The 16752-nt window shown below is 74.2% G+C and carries 17 protein-coding genes; 2 read left to right on the top strand and 15 right to left on the bottom strand.

The genetic code is table 11. The features are described from left to right. Nucleotides 1–30: 30 nt before the first annotated feature. From OG580_RS32870 to OG580_RS32820, 11 genes are all read right to left on the bottom strand, one after another. The gene (locus OG580_RS32870) at nt 31–225 is read right to left on the bottom strand and encodes a hypothetical protein (protein WP_024760730.1); all 195 of its coding nucleotides are present in this window, start codon (nt 223–225) and stop codon (nt 31–33) included. Nucleotides 226–367: 142 nt separating this feature from the next. Beyond that, entirely contained in the window at nt 368–1030 is a 663-nt protein-coding gene (locus OG580_RS32865) for a hypothetical protein (RefSeq protein WP_267047291.1), read from the bottom strand. Beyond that, on the bottom strand, nt 1027–1698 hold the full coding sequence (locus OG580_RS32860) for an ABC transporter ATP-binding protein (protein ID WP_267047290.1): 672 nt from the start codon (nt 1696–1698) through the stop codon (nt 1027–1029). The genes OG580_RS32865 and OG580_RS32860 overlap by 4 nt, the downstream gene beginning before the upstream one ends. Then, the gene (locus OG580_RS32855; RefSeq protein ID WP_267048209.1) at nt 1691–2686 is read right to left on the bottom strand and encodes an ABC transporter ATP-binding protein; all 996 of its coding nucleotides are present in this window, start codon (nt 2684–2686) and stop codon (nt 1691–1693) included. Before OG580_RS32855 ends, OG580_RS32860 begins: the two co-directional genes overlap by 8 nt. Nucleotides 2687–2706: 20 nt before the next feature. After that, nucleotides 2707–3543, bottom strand: coding sequence for an ABC transporter permease (locus OG580_RS32850; RefSeq protein WP_267047289.1), 837 nt, complete (start codon nt 3541–3543; stop codon nt 2707–2709). Then, entirely contained in the window at nt 3536–4528 is a 993-nt protein-coding gene (locus OG580_RS32845) for an ABC transporter permease (RefSeq protein WP_267047288.1), read from the bottom strand. Before OG580_RS32845 ends, OG580_RS32850 begins: the two co-directional genes overlap by 8 nt. Then, a complete protein-coding gene (locus OG580_RS32840) occupies nt 4525–6141 on the bottom strand; it encodes an ABC transporter substrate-binding protein (RefSeq protein ID WP_267047287.1) in 1617 nt (538 codons plus the stop codon). Before OG580_RS32840 ends, OG580_RS32845 begins: the two co-directional genes overlap by 4 nt. 110 nt (nt 6142–6251) lie before the next feature. Continuing rightward, nucleotides 6252–7328 carry an acyl-CoA dehydrogenase family protein gene (locus tag OG580_RS32835; RefSeq protein ID WP_267047286.1) on the bottom strand — a complete coding sequence of 359 codons (1077 nt, stop codon included), beginning with the start codon at nt 7326–7328 and terminating at the stop codon, nt 6252–6254. Next, nucleotides 7325–8509 (bottom strand): acyl-CoA dehydrogenase family protein, encoded by a 1185-nt coding sequence (locus OG580_RS32830; protein ID WP_267047285.1) that lies wholly within the window; start codon nt 8507–8509, stop codon nt 7325–7327. Before OG580_RS32830 ends, OG580_RS32835 begins: the two co-directional genes overlap by 4 nt. Then, nucleotides 8506–9474 carry an NADPH:quinone oxidoreductase family protein gene (locus OG580_RS32825; protein WP_267047284.1) on the bottom strand — a complete coding sequence of 323 codons (969 nt, stop codon included), beginning with the start codon at nt 9472–9474 and terminating at the stop codon, nt 8506–8508. The genes OG580_RS32830 and OG580_RS32825 overlap by 4 nt, the downstream gene beginning before the upstream one ends. Nucleotides 9475–9610: 136 nt before the next feature. Further along, nucleotides 9611–10198 carry a helix-turn-helix domain-containing protein gene (locus OG580_RS32820; RefSeq protein ID WP_267047283.1) on the bottom strand — a complete coding sequence of 196 codons (588 nt, stop codon included), beginning with the start codon at nt 10196–10198 and terminating at the stop codon, nt 9611–9613. 67 nt (nt 10199–10265) lie between these two features. Here OG580_RS32820 and OG580_RS32815 point away from each other — a divergent pair, with 67 nt between their 5' ends. Further along, nucleotides 10266–11246 carry an NAD(P)/FAD-dependent oxidoreductase gene (locus OG580_RS32815; RefSeq protein ID WP_267047282.1) on the top strand — a complete coding sequence of 327 codons (981 nt, stop codon included), beginning with the start codon at nt 10266–10268 and terminating at the stop codon, nt 11244–11246. 125 nt (nt 11247–11371) lie between these two features. Continuing rightward, nucleotides 11372–12145 carry a VOC family protein gene (locus OG580_RS32810; protein WP_267047281.1) on the top strand — a complete coding sequence of 258 codons (774 nt, stop codon included), beginning with the start codon at nt 11372–11374 and terminating at the stop codon, nt 12143–12145. A 160-nt stretch (nt 12146–12305) separates the two neighbouring features. Here the strand turns inward: OG580_RS32810 and OG580_RS32805 are convergent, their stop codons facing one another. From OG580_RS32805 to OG580_RS32790, 4 genes are all read right to left on the bottom strand, one after another. After that, the gene (locus OG580_RS32805) at nt 12306–13058 is read right to left on the bottom strand and encodes a PIG-L deacetylase family protein (RefSeq protein WP_267047280.1); all 753 of its coding nucleotides are present in this window, start codon (nt 13056–13058) and stop codon (nt 12306–12308) included. After that, nucleotides 13055–13987 (bottom strand): SIS domain-containing protein, encoded by a 933-nt coding sequence (locus OG580_RS32800; RefSeq protein WP_267047279.1) that lies wholly within the window; start codon nt 13985–13987, stop codon nt 13055–13057. Before OG580_RS32800 ends, OG580_RS32805 begins: the two co-directional genes overlap by 4 nt. A gap of 90 nt (nt 13988–14077) precedes the next feature. Further along, complete coding sequence (locus OG580_RS32795; protein ID WP_267047278.1) at nt 14078–15214, bottom strand: substrate-binding domain-containing protein; 1137 nt, start codon at nt 15212–15214, stop codon at nt 14078–14080. Nucleotides 15215–15407: 193 nt separating this feature from the next. Continuing rightward, nucleotides 15408–16715, bottom strand: a complete 1308-nt coding sequence (locus OG580_RS32790; RefSeq protein ID WP_267047277.1) for an alpha/beta fold hydrolase — start codon at nt 16713–16715, stop codon at nt 15408–15410. Nucleotides 16716–16752: the final 37 nt, after the last annotated feature.

Below are 16752 nucleotides of genomic sequence, written 5' to 3'. Positions count from 1 at the left end.
CTTCACGGGCAGTTCACGATCGAGCAATGATCACGGCTTGAGGCTGGAGACCACGTTGGCGGTGGCGGCGACACCGTTGTGGATCGTGGGCGCCACGCTGGTGCCGGCGAGGAAGAAGCCGAGCAGGGCGCAGACGAGCGCGTGGGTGACCTTGAGCCCGCCGCTGCGCAGGAAGATCACGGCCAGTACCAGCAGGAGCACCACGACAGAAATGGAAACGGCCATCGCCTTCACGTCCCTCCGTCGCCGCACCGGAATTGCGGCGTTCGGCGGACAGTGTGGCGGAACGCCCGGTCCGTCCGGGCGTATGGCGGGGCGGCCATACGGGTGAGATTCCCCCCGGTCGGGCCCCGGTCGCCGCCCCGGGTCAGCTCCGCGGCCACCGCGGGGTGCCCGACGGCAGCGCGGAGACGGGCGGATGCCGTACGGCTTCGAGGCCGGGGTCGGCGAGGAGCGCGGCGACGAGTGCGGCACCGCCGAAGACCTCGGTGGCGCTGAGGTCCCAGTCGGTGAGGACGAACCAGGAACCTTCCTCCGCCCACCAGTTGGCGGGAAAGTTCTCACCGGTATCGGTCTCCCGGCGGGCGTCGAAGTGGGCCACGGCGTCACCGAGCCGGCCCCGCCACGCCCGCAGCGGGTGGGACGGGGACTCGATGGGCGCGTGCGCGGCGCGGACGGGCTCGTCCGCGCCGCGGCTGCTGTGCCGGGCGAGGAGCTCGACGAGCCGGGCCAGGCAGTCCCGGTCGATCTCCCCGCCGGAGGGGCCGTCCCACTCGTCCGGCAGGTCGACGTCCTCGAACATCAGGTACGACAGGGTCCACCGCCACTCCTCGATCCGGTGGCCCGACCGGGCGAACAGCTCGCTCCAGCGGACCGGCCGCCCGTCCTCGTACAGCGTGTGCAGCACCCAGCAGCGGTCCTCGTAGCCGTCCTGCGGCTCGTACCCGAGGAGCGCGCTCTCCTCCGCCAGGAGGGCGCGCATCCCGCCGAGCGGGTCCTCGGCGGGCAGCGGCGTCCAGGGACCGGTCACGGGCTCTCCTCGGGCGGCAGGCAGTCCTTCCACTCCACCGTACGGTCGCACCAGCGGTTCAGCAGGACGCGGTCGTGGCCCACGGCGAGGAGGCCGGCGCCGGTGTCCGCGCGGTAGCTCTCGACGGCGGCGACGAGCGCGGCCGTGGTGGAGGCGTCGAGCATGGCGGTCATCTCGTCGCAGATCAGCCAGCGGGGGCGCAGGGTCAGGGCGCGGGCCAGGCAGGCGCGTTGGAGCTGGCCGTCGCTGACCTCGTGGGGGCGGCGGGTGAGCAGGTCGGGGGTGAGGCCGACGGCCGGGGCGAGTGCGGCGACCCGGCTCTCGGCCTCGGCACGGCGGCCGGTGGCGCGGAGGGGCTCGGCGATGATCTCGGCGAGGGTGAGCCGGGGGTCGGCGGCGGTGCGGGGCTGCTGGAAGACGACGCCGACGGCGGTGCGCAGTTCGCGCGGGGCACGGTGGCGCCAGGCGCGGACCTCGACGCCGTCGAGGACGAGGCGGCCCGCGTCGGGGCGGTGGAGGAGGGCGGCGACCCTGGCGAGGGTGGACTTGCCGCAGCCGCTGGGGCCGAGGAGGCCGACGGACTCGCCGGGGGCGACGGTGAGCGAGGCGCCCCGGAAGACGGGGGCGCGGCGCTCGTATCCGGCGGTGATGGAGTCGAGTTCAAGCACGGGACGGCTCCGGGTGGTGGCAGGCCAGCCCGGCGCGCGGCTCGGGCCGGGTGGCGCAGAGGTCGGTGGCCCGGGGGCATCGGGGGGCGAAGGCGCAGCCGTCGGGCAACGCGGAGAGCTCCGGGGGCATACCGGGGATGGGGGTGAACGCCCGGTCGGGGAGGGCGTCGAGGAGCCCGCGGGCATAGGGGTGGCGGGGTCCGGTGGAGCCGAAGAAGCGGTGTGCGGGGGCGAGTTCGACGATCCGGCCGGCGTACATGACGGCGACGCGGTCGGCGATGCGCGCGGCGGCGGCGAGGTCGTGGGTGATGAGGAGCAGGCCGCGGCCCTCGTCGACGTGCCGGCGCAGTTCGTCGACGGTGCGGTCGACGAGGTCCCGGTCGAGGCCCGTGGTCGGTTCGTCGGCGAGGAGGAGGCGGGCGTCGCCGATGAGGGCGAGGGCCGTGGCGGCACGCTGGGCGAGGCCGCCGGAGAGTTCGTGGGGGTAGCGGTCGAGGTGGTCGGCCGGGAAGGCGGCCCGTGCGGCGGCGTCCTCGGCGGTCTTCCGCCGGGCGCGGCGGGCGGTGCCGGTGAGCGCCCGGACGGTCTCCTCCAGCTGGGACCGTACGGTGCGGACGGGGGTGAGGTGGGCGGCGGGGCTCTGGGGTACGAGTCCGACGCGCCGGCCTCGTACCGTGCGGGCCAGGGTCTTCTCGTCGGCGGCCAGGAGGTCCGTGGGCCCGGCGCCGCCGGCGCCCTCCAGCAGGGCCGTGCCGGAGGTCTCGGCGTTGCCGGGGAGCAGGCCGAGGAGGGCGGAGGCGAGGACGGACTTGCCGCAGCCGCTCTCGCCGACGAGGGCGAGGCACTCCCCCGCCGCGAGGTCGAAGGCGGCGTCGCTGACGGCGGCGACGGTCCGGCCGCCACGGAGCCGGAAGCGGACGGTGAGGTCGCGGACGCTGAGGACGGCGTCCTCGGCCCGCTCGGCGGTGACGGCCTCCAGGGCGCGCAGGACCGTGCGGTCGGCGGCGTTCACAGCATCAGCTCCGATCGGCGGCGCGGGTTGAGCCGGTCCCGCCAGACGCCCGCGAGTCCGGCGATGGCCAGGGTCGGCAGGATCAGGAGGAGGCCGGGGAAGAGGGTCGGCCACCAGTCCCCGGCGAGGAGCGAGGAGCGGGCGTTCTGCACGAGGTTGCCGAGGCTCGCCTGGTGGCTGGGGAGGCCGAGGCCGAGGAAGGAGAGCGCCGACTCGTGCCACATGGCGTGCGGGACCATGAGGACGGCGGCGAGTCCGGCCTGCGGCAGGACGGCGGGGAGCAGGTGCCGGGCGGCGACGCGCCATCGGGAGGCGCCGCCGGACACGGCGGCGTCCACGAAGGGCCGGGTCCGCAGCGAGAGGACCTCGGAGCGGACGATCCGGGCGGTGGAGAGCCAGTGGGTGACGGCGACGGAGGCGATGACGGGCCACACACCGGGCCGGAAGAGCGCGACGACGAAGATGCCGAGGAGCAGGTGCGGCACGGAGGAGAAGGTGTCGACGATCCGCATGAGGCAGCGGTCGGTCCAGCCGCCGAGCGCTCCGGCGGCGGCTCCCACGGCCGTGCCGACGACGGTGGCGACGAGTGCGGCGACGAGCCCGACGAGGAGCGAGATCCGCAGCCCGTAGATGCACCGCAGGAGCAGGTCGCGGCCGAGGTCGTCGGTGCCGAAGGGGTGGTCCCAGGACGGCGGGAGGAGCTTCCGCGAGAGGTCGACGGCCTGTTCGTCGAGCTGGACGAGCGGGGGCACGAGGAGGACGGCGAGGAGGATGACGCCGACGGTCACGGCGGAGCTCCACAGCCGCAGGCGGTGGGTGCGCGGGTCAGCCATCGAAGCCCACCCTCGGGTCGGCGAGTCCGTACAGCAGGTCGGAGACGAGGTTGCCGAGGAGTACCGCGGCGGTGGCGAGCACGGTGAGCGCGGCGAGCAGCGGGAAGTCGACGGAGGTCGCCGCCTGCACGGTCGCGGCGGCGATGCCGGGCCAGCTGAAGACGGTCTCCACGAGGAGGGCGCCGGTGATGAGCTCGGGGACGCGGGAGCCCACGAGGGTGAGCATCGGCAGCATCCCGGAGCGCAGGGCGTGGCCGGTGAGGACGGTGCGTTCGCGCAGGCCGCGGGCGCGGGCGCCGCGCACCGGGTCCTCGTCGAGTGCGTCGCCGACGCCCTGGCGGACGTACAGGAAGAACCAGGGCAGCTGGGAGATCCCGAGGACGAACGCGGGCAGGACGAGGTGGCGGGCGACCTGGCCGGCGGTGACGGTGTCGCTGGCGGTGTCGGTGAGTCCACCGGCCGGCAGGACGCCGAGTTCCAGGGCGAAGAACCAGATCGCGAGGAGGCCGAGCCAGAAGGCGGGGGCGGCTTCCAGGGTGTACGCGGCGGAGCTGACGGCCCGGTCGAGGAGGCCGCCGCGGCGGCGGCCGGCGAGGACCCCGAGGAGGGTGCCGAGGACGATGGCGATCAGGAAGGCGGTGACGGCGAGGAGGACGGACCAGCCGAGGCGTTCGGTGATGACCTCGGCGACGGGGCGGCGCATGACCGAGGAGTCGCCGAGGTCGCCGGTGACGGCTGAGGTGAGCCACTCCCACCAGCGGGTGAGGAGGGGCTGGTCGGCGCCGAGGTTGGCGCGGAGCTGGTCGAGGTTCTCCTGCGAGGCGGTGAGTCCGGCGGTGCCGGCGTAGGCCTTGACGGGGTCGAAGGGGGAGGCCGCGGCGACGGCGAACACCGCGAAGGTGACGGCGAGGAGGACGGGGACGGCGGCCAGGGCGCGCCGTCCCGTCATCCGCGCCATGGCCCCCCAGGGGAGGCGGCGCTTCACTTCTGCGCCGCTCCGGTGCTCGTCGGCTTCCAGGCCTCGACGTTCCACCAGGGGCCGGAGGCGAGGCCGTGGTCGTGCGGCTCGGTCTGGGTGCTCAGTCCGCCCCAGCTGTCGTCGACGACGTACAGGTGGTCGATGTGGGTGAGGAAGGTGTAGCCGGGGTTCTTGGCCAGTTCGCGCTGGACGGTGTCGTACGCGGCGCGGCGCTCGGCGGGTTCGTTCGTCCGGCGGCCGTCCTCCAGGGCGCGGTCGACGGTCGTGTTGTCGTACCAGGCCATGTTGTTGAAGCCGTCGCCCGCGAGGGTGGACTTCAGGAGCAGGTACTGGTCGAAGTCGGGGTCGCCGGGCGAGCCGCCGCCGGCGAGGACGGCGTCGGTCTTCATGCGGGGCTCGATGACCTCCCAGGTGCCGGCCTGGGTCCTGATGTCGACGCCGGCCTTCTTGGCGTCGGAGGCGTAGGCGAGGGCGTGGTCCTGGCGGAGCTTGTCGCCGGAGAGGTACCAGAGCGGGAACTCGGCGCGGACGCCGTTCTTGACGCGGATGCCGTCGGGGCCGGGCTTCCAGCCGGCCTCGTCGAGGATCTTCTGCGCGCCGGCGAGGTCGTGGCGGCGCTCGGTGCCCTTGGCGAACCAGGGGCTGTCGGTGGGGACCGGCCCGTAGGCGGGCTTTCCGGCGCCTTCGAGGATCTTGTCGACCATGGCCTGCCGGTCGACGGCGATGTCGAGGGCGCGGCGGACGGCGGTGTCGCCGGTGACCGGGTGGTGGGTGGGGAGGGTGACGGTGCGGTAGTCGTAGGTCTTCGCCGCGTACGTCTTCCTGCCCTTGTCGTCCTTGAAGCCGGCGGCGAGGTTGGGCGGCAGGATGGCGCCGTCGAGGTCGCCCGCGCGCAGGCGGGTCGCGCGGACGTCGTCGTCCTTGACGACGGCCATGGTGAACTTCTTCACCGCGGGCGCGCCGTCCCAGTAGGTGGGGTTGGCCTTGAAGCTGAGCTTCTCGCCCTTGGACCAGCCGGTGAGGACGTACGGGCCGGTGCCGATCGGCTTCGTGGTGAAGGCGCCGGTGTTGACGTCCTGCTTCGCGGCGACGTGCTCGGGGGCTATCGCGTGGACGGTGCGCTCGGCGAAGGGCGCGTAGGGGTACTTCAGGGTGAAGACGACGGTGTCGTCTCCGACGGCCTCGACCTTCTTCACCGCGTCGAGCTCGGTGCGGGAGGCGTTGTTCGTCTTCGGGTCGAGGATCGTCCTGTAGGTGTAGACGACGTCCTTCGCGGTGAAGGGGGCTCCGTCGCTGAAGGTCACGTCCTCGCGGAGCGTGTACGTGTAGGTGAGCCCGTCGGCGCTGACGTGCGGGAGCTTCACGGCGAGGGCCGGCTTCAGCTTCATGTCGGCGTCGAAGGCGAGGAGCCCGTCGAAGATCTTGGAGTTGCCGTCCTTGCCGTAGCCGAGGAGCGGGCTGAGCGTCTCGGGCTCGTAGGCGATGCCGACGACCGCGGAATCCTTGGGGCCGCCGGAGGCCCCGGCCGTGGAGCCGGGGTTCGTGCAGGCCGCCGCCGCGAGGGCCAGGGCCCCCGCGAGGATCGCGGCGGCCGTGCCGCGGATGGATCGGGCGGTCATCGTGTCCACACCCCTTTTGGAGATCAACTGTTATTGCGAACGACTCGCAATTAAACAGTATGTAAAGGGGTGCTGACACAGTGGCCCCTTACCGGGAACCCGATGAGGCCTTACGCGGGAGCGGGCAGGCCCACCAGTCCGGCGATCGCGTCCTGATGGCGGCCCGCCGAACCCAGCGCGAGCTGATCGGACTTGGCCCGCTTCAGCGCCAGGTGCGCGGGGTGCTCCCAGGTCATCCCGATCCCGCCGTGGAGCTGGACGCACTCCTCGGCGGCGCGGACGGCGACCTTGGAGCAGTAGGCCTGGGCGACCGCCACCGTGAGCGGGGCGTCCGGGCTGCCGGTGGCGAGGGCGTCGGCGGCGGCGCGAGCCGCCGCCCTGGCCCCGACGACGTCCAGCCAGAGCTGGGCCATGCGGTGCTTGAGCGCCTGGAAGGAGCCGACCGGCCGGTTGAACTGGTGGCGCTCGCGCGTGTGGCGGACGGTCTCCTCCAGACACCACTCGGCGAGCCCGAGCTGCTCGGAGGCGAGAAGGCCGGCGCCCGCGAGCAGCCCGCGGCGGACCGCGGCGGCGGCCTCCTCCGGCCCCGCGATCCGGGTGCCGCTCGCGGCCTCCGTGGTCACCGTGGCGAGCGGGCGGGTGAGGTCGAGCGGGGTCTGCGGCTCGACGGTCGCCTCGGTGGCCGGCACGGCGTACAGCCCGTCGGCGCGGGGGACGAGGAGGACGTCGGCGGCGACGGCGTCCGCGACGCCGGTGACGGTGGAGGCGACGGACGGCTCCGCGTACGGGGTCGCGGTGAGGGGGACGGCGAGTACCGCGACCGTGCGGCCACCCGCCAGGCCCACGAGGAGCTCGGCAGCCGGCGCGCTCTCCCCCGCGAGGGCGAGCAGCGTCTCGGTGGCCACGACCGCGCTCGTCAGGTACGGCGCCGGGGTCACCGCGCGGCCCAGTTCCTCCAGGACGACGGCGGCCTCGCGGTGGCTCGCGCCCTGGCCTCCGAGCTTCTCGGGTACGAAGAGCCCGGCGGCGCCCATGTCCCCCGCGAGCGCCTTCCAGAGGCCGGGGACGTACGGGCTGTCCGTCTCGACCCGGCCGAGCAGCTCCTGGTGGCCGGCCCGGTCGGTGAGCAGGGAGCGGACGGCGGCCCGCAGGTCGTCCTCGGTCTCGGAGTAGAGCAGGTCGCTCATCGGCTCAGGTCCTTCCAGGCGACGTCCTTGTCGTTGCGGGGCTCGGAGGGAAGGCCGAGGACCCGTTCGGCGACGATGTTGAGCAGCACCTCGGTCGTGCCGCCCTCGATCGAGTTGCCCTTGGAGCGCAGGTAGCGGTAGCCGGCGTCGCGGCCGGTGAAGTCGACGAGATCGGGCCGGCGCATCTCCCACTCGCCGTACAGCAGCCCTTCCTCACCGAGGAGTTCCACCTCCAGGCCGCTGATGGCCTGGTTGAGCCGGGCGAAGCCGAGCTTCATCGCGCTGCCCTCGGGGCCGGGCTGGCCCGCGACGAGCTGCTGGCGGAGCCGTTCGCCGGTGAGCCTGGCCACCTCGGCGTCGACCCAGAGGTCGAGGAGGCGCCGGTGCAGGTCGTGGGTGCGGAGCTCCGGGCGCTCGCGCCAGGTCGTGGCGGCCTTGCCGATCATGCCGCCCTCACGCGGGATGCGGGCGCCACCGATGGAGACCCGCTCGTTCATGAGGGTGGTCTGCGCGACCCGCCAGCCGTCGCCGATCCCGCCGAGGCGGTGCGCGTCGGGGATCCGTACGCCGGTGAGGAAGACCTCGTTGAACTCGGCCTCGCCGGTGATCTGGCGCAGCGGCCGGACCTCCACGCCGGGGTCGGTCATGTCGCAGACGAAGTAGGTGATGCCCCGGTGCTTGGGGACGTCCGGGTCGGTACGGGCGATGAGGATGGCCCAGCGGGCGACGTGGGCGCTGGACGTCCACACCTTCTGCCCGTCGATCACCCAGTCTCCCCCACCGTCCCGGACGGCCCGGGTGCCGAGCGCGGCGAGGTCGGAGCCGGCGCCGGGCTCGCTGAAGAGCTGGCACCAGACCTCCTCCCCCACCCACAGCGGGCGGAGGAAGCGGCGCTTGACCTCGTCGGAGCCGTACGCGAGGAGGGTGGGGGCCGCCATGCCGAGGCCGATGCCGATGCGGCGCGGGTCGTTGTCGGGGGCTCCCGCGGCGGCGAGTTCGGTGTCGACGACGGCCTGGAGGGCGCGGGGCGCGTCGAGTCCACCGAGGCCCACGGGGTAGTGCACCCAGGCGAGTCCGGCGTCGAAGCGGGCGCGCAGGAAGTCGGTGCGGTCGGTGGTGGCGGGCGGGTGGTCGGCGAGCAACTGCCGAGTGAGGGCGATGAGTTCTTGTGCGTCGGTCACGCGCGGGCTCCTTCCGGGAGGACGACCAGGCGGCCGGTGGTGGTGCCGTCGGCGACGCGCTGGACGGCGTCCGCCGCGCCGGCGAAGGGGACGCGGTCGCCGATGAGGGGCTTGATGAGGCCCTTGGCGGCGTAGGCGGTGAGGGTCTCGTGGCAGCGGGCGATGGAGGCCGGGTCCTTCGCCGCGTACAGGCCCCAGTGGAGCCCGAGGACCGCGTAGTTCTTCACGAGGGCGTGGTTGAGGGCGGGGGCGGGGACGGTGCCGCTCGCGAAGCCGACGATCACGATCCGGCCCTCGAAGGCGACGCACTTGGCGGACTGCTGGTAGGCCTCGCCGCCGACGGGGTCGTAGATCACGTCGGCGCCCCGGCCGCCGGTCGCGGCCTTGACGGCGGCGACGACGTCCTCGGAGCGGCGGTCGACGACGAGGTCGCAGCCGAGCGCGCGGGCGACGGCCGCCTTCTCGGGGCCGCCGACGACGCCGATCACGGTGGCGCCGGCCGCCTTGCCGAGCTGGACGGCGGCGCTGCCGACGCCACCGGCCGCGGCATGGACGAGGAGGGTCTCGCCCTCCTGGAGGGCGGCCCGTCGGTGCAGGCCGAACCAGCCGGTCTGGTAGCCGATGTGCAGGGCCGCGGCCTCGGCGTCGTCGAGGCTGTCCGGGGCGGGGAGCAGCCCGGCGGCGTCGGCGAGGGCGTACGTGGCGAAGCCGCCGTGCGGGAGGGCGGCCGTGGTGATGACCCGGCGCCCGTCCTCGGTCTCGCCGCAGAGCTCCACACCGGGTGTGAAGGGCAGCGGGGGCCGCACCTGGTAGTGGCCGCGGCAGAGCAGCGCGTCCGGGAAGTTGACGTTCGCGGCGCGGACCCTGAGGAGGACCTGCCCGTCGGCGGGCGTGGGCGGCTCCACCTCCTCGCGGCGCATCACCGCACCGGGTTCGCCGTTCTCGTACACACGCCATGCCTGCATCCGCGAGCCTCCTCCGTACCGGGTGGTCGGTGGCATACTAAGCGGTCGCTTGCCTGATGGGGAACGGGTCGGCCGGACTTCTTCGACCGGGTCGGCCGGACTTCTTCGGTCAGGCCGGCCGTCCCTCTTCGAACGGTCAGCCCTCCTTCTTCGGTCGCGCCCTGACGTGCATGCGCTCCCCCTGCGGGCCGAAGAGGCTGAGGAACTCCACCGGGCCGTCCCCGGCGGGCCCGAACCAGTGCGGGACGCGCGTGTCGAACTCGGCCGCCTCCCCGGCGGCGAGGACGACGTCGTGCTCACCGAGGACCAGGCGCAGCTTCCCGGAGAGCACGTACAGCCACTCGTACCCCTCGTGGACGCGCGGCTCCGGGGCCTCGTTCGACTTCTCCTGGATCACCTTGTACGCCTGGAGCCCGCCGGGCTGCCGGGTCAGCGGGTACATCGTGCGGCCGTGGCGGACGATCGGCCGCGCCTTGACCCGGGGGTCGCCGACGGCGGGGGCGCCGACCAGCTCGTCGAGGGGCACCTGATGGGCGCGGGCGAGCGGCAGGAGCAGCTCCAGACTGGGCTTGCGCTGTCCGGACTCCAGCCGGGAGAGGGTGCTGACGGAGATGCCGGTGGCGGCGGAGAGCTCGGCCAGGGTCACCCCTCGGTCACGGCGGACCCGGCGGAGCCGGGGTCCCACCTCGTTCAGCACGGCGTCGATGCGGTCGTCTTCGGTCATGCCTCCAGTGTTGCAGAAACAGCAAGAACAGTTGCCGTTCGATCGGGTCGCGGGCGACGCTCGCGTCATGAGCACGAAGCTGAGGAGTACGGACATGACCCTGACGAAGGAGCGGTACGACGTCGTGGTGGTCGGCGGCGGTGCGGCGGGGCTCAGCGCCGCGCTGATCCTGGGCCGGTCGCGGCGGCGCACCCTGGTGGTCGACGCGGGCGAGCCCCGCAACGCACCCGCCGCCCACATGCACGGCGTGCTGTCCAGGGACGGGATGAGCCCCGCCGCGTACCTGGAGGCAGGACGGCGCGAGATCGCCGCGTACGGGGTGGAGCGGCGGGCCGGACGGGTGGCCGGCGCGGAGCCGGACGGGCGCGGCGGGTTCACCGTGTCCCTCGCGGACGGTACGGCCGTCGGGGCGCGGCGGCTCGTCGTCACGACCGGGCTCGTCGACGAGCTCCCGGAGGTCGACGGCGTGGCCGAGCGGTGGGGGCGGGACGTGCTGCACTGCCCGTACTGCCACGGCTGGGAGGTCCGCGACCGGGCCTTCGGTGTGATCGCGCACCCGAGGATGCCGGCGCACCAGGCGCTGATGGTCTCGAACTGGTCCGAGGACGTGACCCTCTTCGTGCACACGGCCGACGAGCTCACCGCCCACGACGCGGCGCTGCTCGACGCGGCCGGGGTCGAGGTCGTGACGGGCGAGGTGACGGGGCTCGTGGTCGAGGACGACCGGCTGACCGGGGTCCGGCTCGCCGACGGCCGGGTGGTCGCCCGCTCGGTGGTCTTCGTCGGCGCCGACCGCCTCGCGGCCCGGGACGGTGTCCTGCGGCAGCTGGGGGCCGCGCTGCGGGAGACGCCGTTCGGCGAGTTCGTGACGGTGGACGAGACGGGCCGGACGAGCGTTCCCGGCGTCTGGGCCGCCGGGAACGTGACGGGCCCGCAGGAGCAGGTCGTCAACGCGGTCGGCCAGGGCTACCGGGCCGGAGTGGCGATCAACAGCGAGCTGCTGCTCGGCGACCTGGAGGACGTGGTGGCCGGTCGGCCGCGCGGATGAACCGGTGGTGCTGCGGCTGCGCCGCCGCGACGCAGGGGTGAGGATCGGTCATGGTGGCCGGAAGCCGGTGGGACCGGCGGCACGGCCCCGGCACTCACGGACGACGGAAGGACGGGACACCTCCCATGCTCGGTACGCAGTTCACCACGGGTTCCCCCAGCTGGATCGACCTCGGCAGCCCCGACACCGAGGCCGCCGCCGCGTTCTACGGCGCCGTCTTCGGCTGGGAGTTCCGCTCGGCGGGACCGGACGCCGGCGGCTACGGCTTCTTCCAGCAGGACGGCCGCACGGTCGCCGCGCTCGGCCCGCTGACCGAGGAGGGCGCGAGCAGCGCCTGGACGGTGTACTTCCGGACGCCGGACGCGGACGCCACGCAGAAGGCCGCCGAGTCGGCGGGCGGCACCGTGCGCCTCCCGGCGTTCGACGTCATGGACGCGGGCCGCATGGCCGCCCTCACGGACCCGGGCGGCGCGGAGTTCGCCGTCTGGCAGCCGGGGAGCGTCCAGGGGCTGGAGCGGACCTCCTCGACCAACACCCTCGTCTGGGCGGAGCTCCACGTCGCCGACCCGGAGTCCGTCCTCGCCTTCTACCGGACGCTGTTCGGCTGGCGGTGGGCGTCGATGGACGCGCCCGGCATGACGTACCGGGTGATCTCGACCGCCGAGGGCGATCAGGAGGACGCCTCGTTCGGCGGAGTCGCCGAGCTCCAGGGGGAGACGCCCCACTGGATCCCGTACTTCGCGGTCGAGGACGCCGACGCGATCGCCCGCTCGGCACAGGGCAACGGCGGCTCGGTCCTCATGCCGGCGGCCGACATCCCGGACGTCGGCCGGATCGCCTGGCTCGCCGACCCCTTCGGCGCCCCCTTCGCGGTACTGAAGCCCGCGCCGATGGGGTGAGCCGGCTCCGGACGCGTGACCCGGGGGCGGCTCCGGACCCGTGACCCGGGGGCGGCGGCGGAACCGTGAGCCGGGGTCGGCTGAACCGTGAGCCAAGGTCGGCGCCGGACCCTGAGTCGAGGGCGGCGCCGAAGGCATGAGTCCGGGCCGGAGCCGGGTGTCAGCGGGCGAAGAGTTCGAAGGTCACCGCCTGGCGGCCGCCGAAGCGGTCGGCCGCGCGGGCCGTCGTCGCGGTGAGGAAGGACCGGACGTACTCCTCCGGGTCCTCGTCCGTCAGGGCCTCGATGTAGGCGCGGTGACAGAGCAGCGAGCGGATCGCGCGGTCCAGGCCCGGGGCCGCGTCGACCGCGTGCGTCGGGGTGCTGGAGGCCGCGACCGCCACCCAGCGCACGCCGTTCCAGGGCTCCAGGCCCTGCTCGGTGAGCTCGGGGAAGATCCAGCGGTTCCCCGCGTCGGCCGCCGCGTCGAGCGTGGCGCGGCCGACGGCCAGGTGGTCCGGGGTGTTCCAGGGGGCGCCGGGGCCGCCGCCCCAGGTGTCGCGATGGTTGAGGGTGACGACGAGTTCGGGGCGGTGGCGCCGGATCGCCGCCGCGATGTCGCGGCGCAGCCCGAGCCCGTACTCGATCACGCCGTCGCGGTGGTCGAGGAACTCGACGGTGTCGACGCCGACGACGGCGGCGCTGTCCCGCTGCTCCTGCTCGCGCAGCGGGCCGCAGACGTCCGGGGCGAGGGTGTCGATGCCGGCCTCGCCACGGCTGGCCAGGACGTAGACGACCTCCTTCCCGGCGTCCGTCCAGTCGGCGACGGCGGCGGCGCAGCCGTACTCCAGATCGTCGGGGTGGGCGACGACGGCGAGGGCTCGCTGCCAGTCGCCGGGCATGTCCAGGAGGTCCTTGACGTCGTTCTCGATCATGAACGCAGGATACGGGCCGCGTCCGCGGCGGTGGGGCGGAACGCTCCGGCGAGGATCACCGAGCGCGAAACGTGGCGCGGACGGTCGGGGTTGAGGCCGCGGCGGTCCGCGAGGGCGACCGCGAGCCGCTGCGCGCGGACGAGCGCGGCGACCGGGTCGATCGCGTCGGCGGCGAACAGGGCTCCCGTGGACTCCACTTCGTCCCGGAGACCCGAGGGCGCGGGGCCGAGGCAGCAGACCAGGCTGGTCCGGTCACTGATGCTGATCGGGCCGTGCCGGTACTCCATCGCCGCGTACGACTCCGTCCAGGCGCGGGCCACCTCACGGAGCTTGAGCGCCGCCTCGTCGGCAAGCCCCACGGTCCAGCCGGTGCCGAGGAAGGTGAACTGGGCGCGCCGCTCCCAGACGGCGGGGAACCGCTCGTAGAGCACGAGCTCCGCGTCGGCGATCGCGGGCCCGAGGTCCACCCCGAGCCCCGCGCGCAGGAGTTGGAGAGCGGTGGTCGCGAACCGGGTCTGGACCACGGAGCGTTCGTCGGCGAAGCCGAGGTCGACGGTCTCGTCGGCGAGCTGTCCGGCGGGGCTGTCGGGCACACCGGTGAGCACGAGCGTCGGGATGCGGCCGGCGGCGCCCGTGAGCAGGTCCACGACCTCCGTGGTCGTACCGGAGCGGGTGAGGGCCACGATCCGGTCGTAGCCGCGGCCGAGCGGGGTCCGGTCGGAGGCGGGGAAGGCGTCGGTCTCGCCCGCGCCGAGGGACTCGCGCAGCGCCGCGTAGGCGCGGGCGATGAAGTACGAGGTGCCGCAGCCGACGACCGCGACGCGTTCGCCCCGGCGGGGCAGCCGGGCGGCGTGACGGTCGGCGGTCTCGGCGGCTCGGCGCCAGCAGTCGGGCTGGCTGGCGATCTCCGCGATGACATGGGTGCTCATGGTCCGGGTCCTCTCCTCGCGGACTCCCCCGTGGGGTCCGGATCGAGTTCTACCGGCAGCGGTCAAGAGCACACCATGAGCAATGGGAACTCACCGCTTGGACTTTTGCTCGCCTCCCGCTCCCCGTACTCCCCCGCAGGAGGCGCGGACCACGAGCCGGGGCCGCAGCTGCACCTGGTGGAGCGGGGCCGCGTCCCCCTCGGCGAGGCGTCGGAGGAGGATCTGCGCGGCGAGCCGGCCGAGCTGGTACTTGGGCGGCGACACGGCCGTCAGCGGGGTCTCCGCGACGTCGGCGAACTCGTTGTCGTAGCTGATCAGGGCGAGGTCCTCGGGCACCCGGAGCCCGGCGCGGCGGGCCGCCCCGAGCATCAGGGCCGCCTCCCGGTCGCCGAAGCAGAGCGCGGCCGTGACGCCGGCGGCGCGCAGGGCGGCGAGGGCCAGGTCCGCGCGGTCCGGGTCCCAGCGGGCCATCACGTCACGCTCGTACGGCGGGGCTTCGGGCAGTCCGAGGTCGTGGAGCGCCCGGGTGAAGCCGGACTCGATGGGCGCGGTGGTGGGCGCGTCGGTGCGGATGACGAGACCGAGGCGCTCGTGGCCGAGGGCGTGGAGATGGCGTACGGCGTCGTAGGCGCCGCCCTCGTGGTCGGTGCAGACGTGCTCGGTGGCGTCGCCGGGGCCTTGGGCGGCGAGCCGGCGCTCGACGAGGACGGCGGGCACGGGCAGGGCGAGGAGTTCCTCGGCGCGCCGGCCGGGATCGGTGGCGGTGTGCAGGCTCGGGACGAGGAGGAGTCCGTGGACGCCCGCGGAGAGGAGGCGTTCGACGGCGGCGTCCTCCTCGTCGGGGTCGTAGTGCGAGCAGGCGAGGACGAGCCGGGCACCGTCCGCCGCGAGCTCCTTCTCGATCCCCTGGAGGACGCGCGGGTAGTAGAACGTGGTGTCGGGGACGAGGACGCCGACGATCCGCCGGCCGGTCCGGTCCCGCTCGGGGCGGTGGGCGGCGAAGGTGCCCGCGCCCTGGCGGCGCTCGACGAGACCGAGGGCGACGAGGTCCTCGTACGCCCGGCGGACGGTGGTCACGGACAGGCCCGTCTCGGTGGCGAGGGCCCGTTCGGTGGGGAGTTTGCTGCCGGGCGGCCACGTGCCGTCCAGGATGCCGCGCCGCAGCTCGGCCATGAGGGCCCGGAACTTCAGCTCCCGGCCGGACGCCGGAGTCTCACGTCCCGCCATCCCGGGCCCCCTCACGCTCGCCGCCGCGCCGAGCGCGGTGCCATTGCTGGTCGATTGCGCGCCGAATCCTATGCCCGGCGGTCGGCACCGGCAGCGGGCGGTCGGCAGCGGCAGCGGCAGCGGCAGCGGCAGCGGCAGCGGCAGCGGCAGCGGCAGCGGCAGCGGCAGCGGCAGCGGCAGCGGCAGCGAACCGTCAGGCCTCGTCCCTGGCGAGGGAGAGCAGCCGGTCCAGGACGCGCGGGCCCCCTGCCCGTACCCCGTCGTGCTCGAACTCGTCGGTCACCCAGGTCCGCAGGCCGCGTACCGCGCTCGCCGTTTCGAGGGAGTGGTCGGTGTCCACGTACATGTCGTCGTGGTAGACGGCGGCGGCGACCGGGACCTCGTTGGCGGCGAGCCGCTCGGGGTCGTAGAGCCGGTCCCAGTCCTCTCGCTCGGCGAGGATCGAGGCGGTCTCGCGAAGCGGCCGCAGGGCCGGGTCGGTGGTGAAGTGCCAGGGGTGGACGGTCTCGCCGGTGAAGAGGAACGGCCCGCCTCCGGCGAGCGCCGAGGCCGCGTCGAACTCGGGGAACTCGCCGCGGACACGCTCGGCGGCCCAGTCCGTGGGCCCTTCCCCCTGGGCGTAGATCGCCTCGTGGAGCACGGCGTAGAGCGGGTGTCCCGCGTACGACAGGTGGGCCTGGACCTGCTCGAGGAAGGCGTCGGCGAGCGCGGGGCCGCCCGGGGTCGGCACGAACGCGTGCTCCAGGAGCAGATGGAGCTGGTGGGTGCCGTCGCCGGAGCCGAGGAGGATGCCGAGGGACTGGAAGGCCTCGACGGTGAGGAGCCCGCCGCCGGGGAGGGTGACCTCGCGGTCGAGGAGGTGGGCGGCGATCGCCCGGGCCCGTTCGGCGTCCTGCGGGTAGCGGGCGAAGTGGGCCTCGTTCTTGCGCCGGATGCGGGGGTAGGCGGCGCGGTAGACCTCGTCGGCCGTGGCGTCCAGGGAGGGCAGGCCGCCGGTCACGAGGACGGTCTCCAGGCCCTCGGGGGCGGTGGAGAGGTAGTGGGTGGCGCAGAAGCCGCCGAAGCTCTGGCCGAGGACGGTCCACGGGGCACCGCCGGTGAGCCGCCGCCGGATGGTCTCGCAGTCCTTGACGATGGAGTCGGCGCGGAAGTGGGCGAGGTAGTCGGCCTGCTCGCGCGGGGTGCCGCGCAGCGGCAGGGTCTGGCGGTTGGCGGGGGTGGAGCGGCCGGTGCCGCGCTGGTCGAGGAGGAGGACGCGGTACTCCCGTACGGCCCGTCCCAGCCAGGCCTGCGGCCCGACGAAACGGCGGGCGCCGAAGCCCGGCCCGCCCTCCAGGTAGACCAGCCAGGGGAGCTGTTCCCGGTCCTTGCCTGCCCGGCCGCTCGCGACGAGCTCACGGCCGTAGACCTCGATCCGCTCGCCGTCGGGGCGGGAGTGGTCGAGGGGGACGGGGAAGCGGTGGTCGGTGAGGACGAGGCCCGGCTGGCGGTAGGTGGTCACGCTGCTCCTGCTCCTGTTCGGTACGCCCCCGCCAGGA

The organism is Streptomyces sp. NBC_00094 (genome assembly GCF_026343125.1).
Taxonomy (GTDB): domain Bacteria; phylum Actinomycetota; class Actinomycetes; order Streptomycetales; family Streptomycetaceae; genus Streptomyces.
The sequence above is the reverse complement of the archived record's forward strand: the minus strand, read 5'-3'. Positions and strand labels throughout refer to the sequence as shown.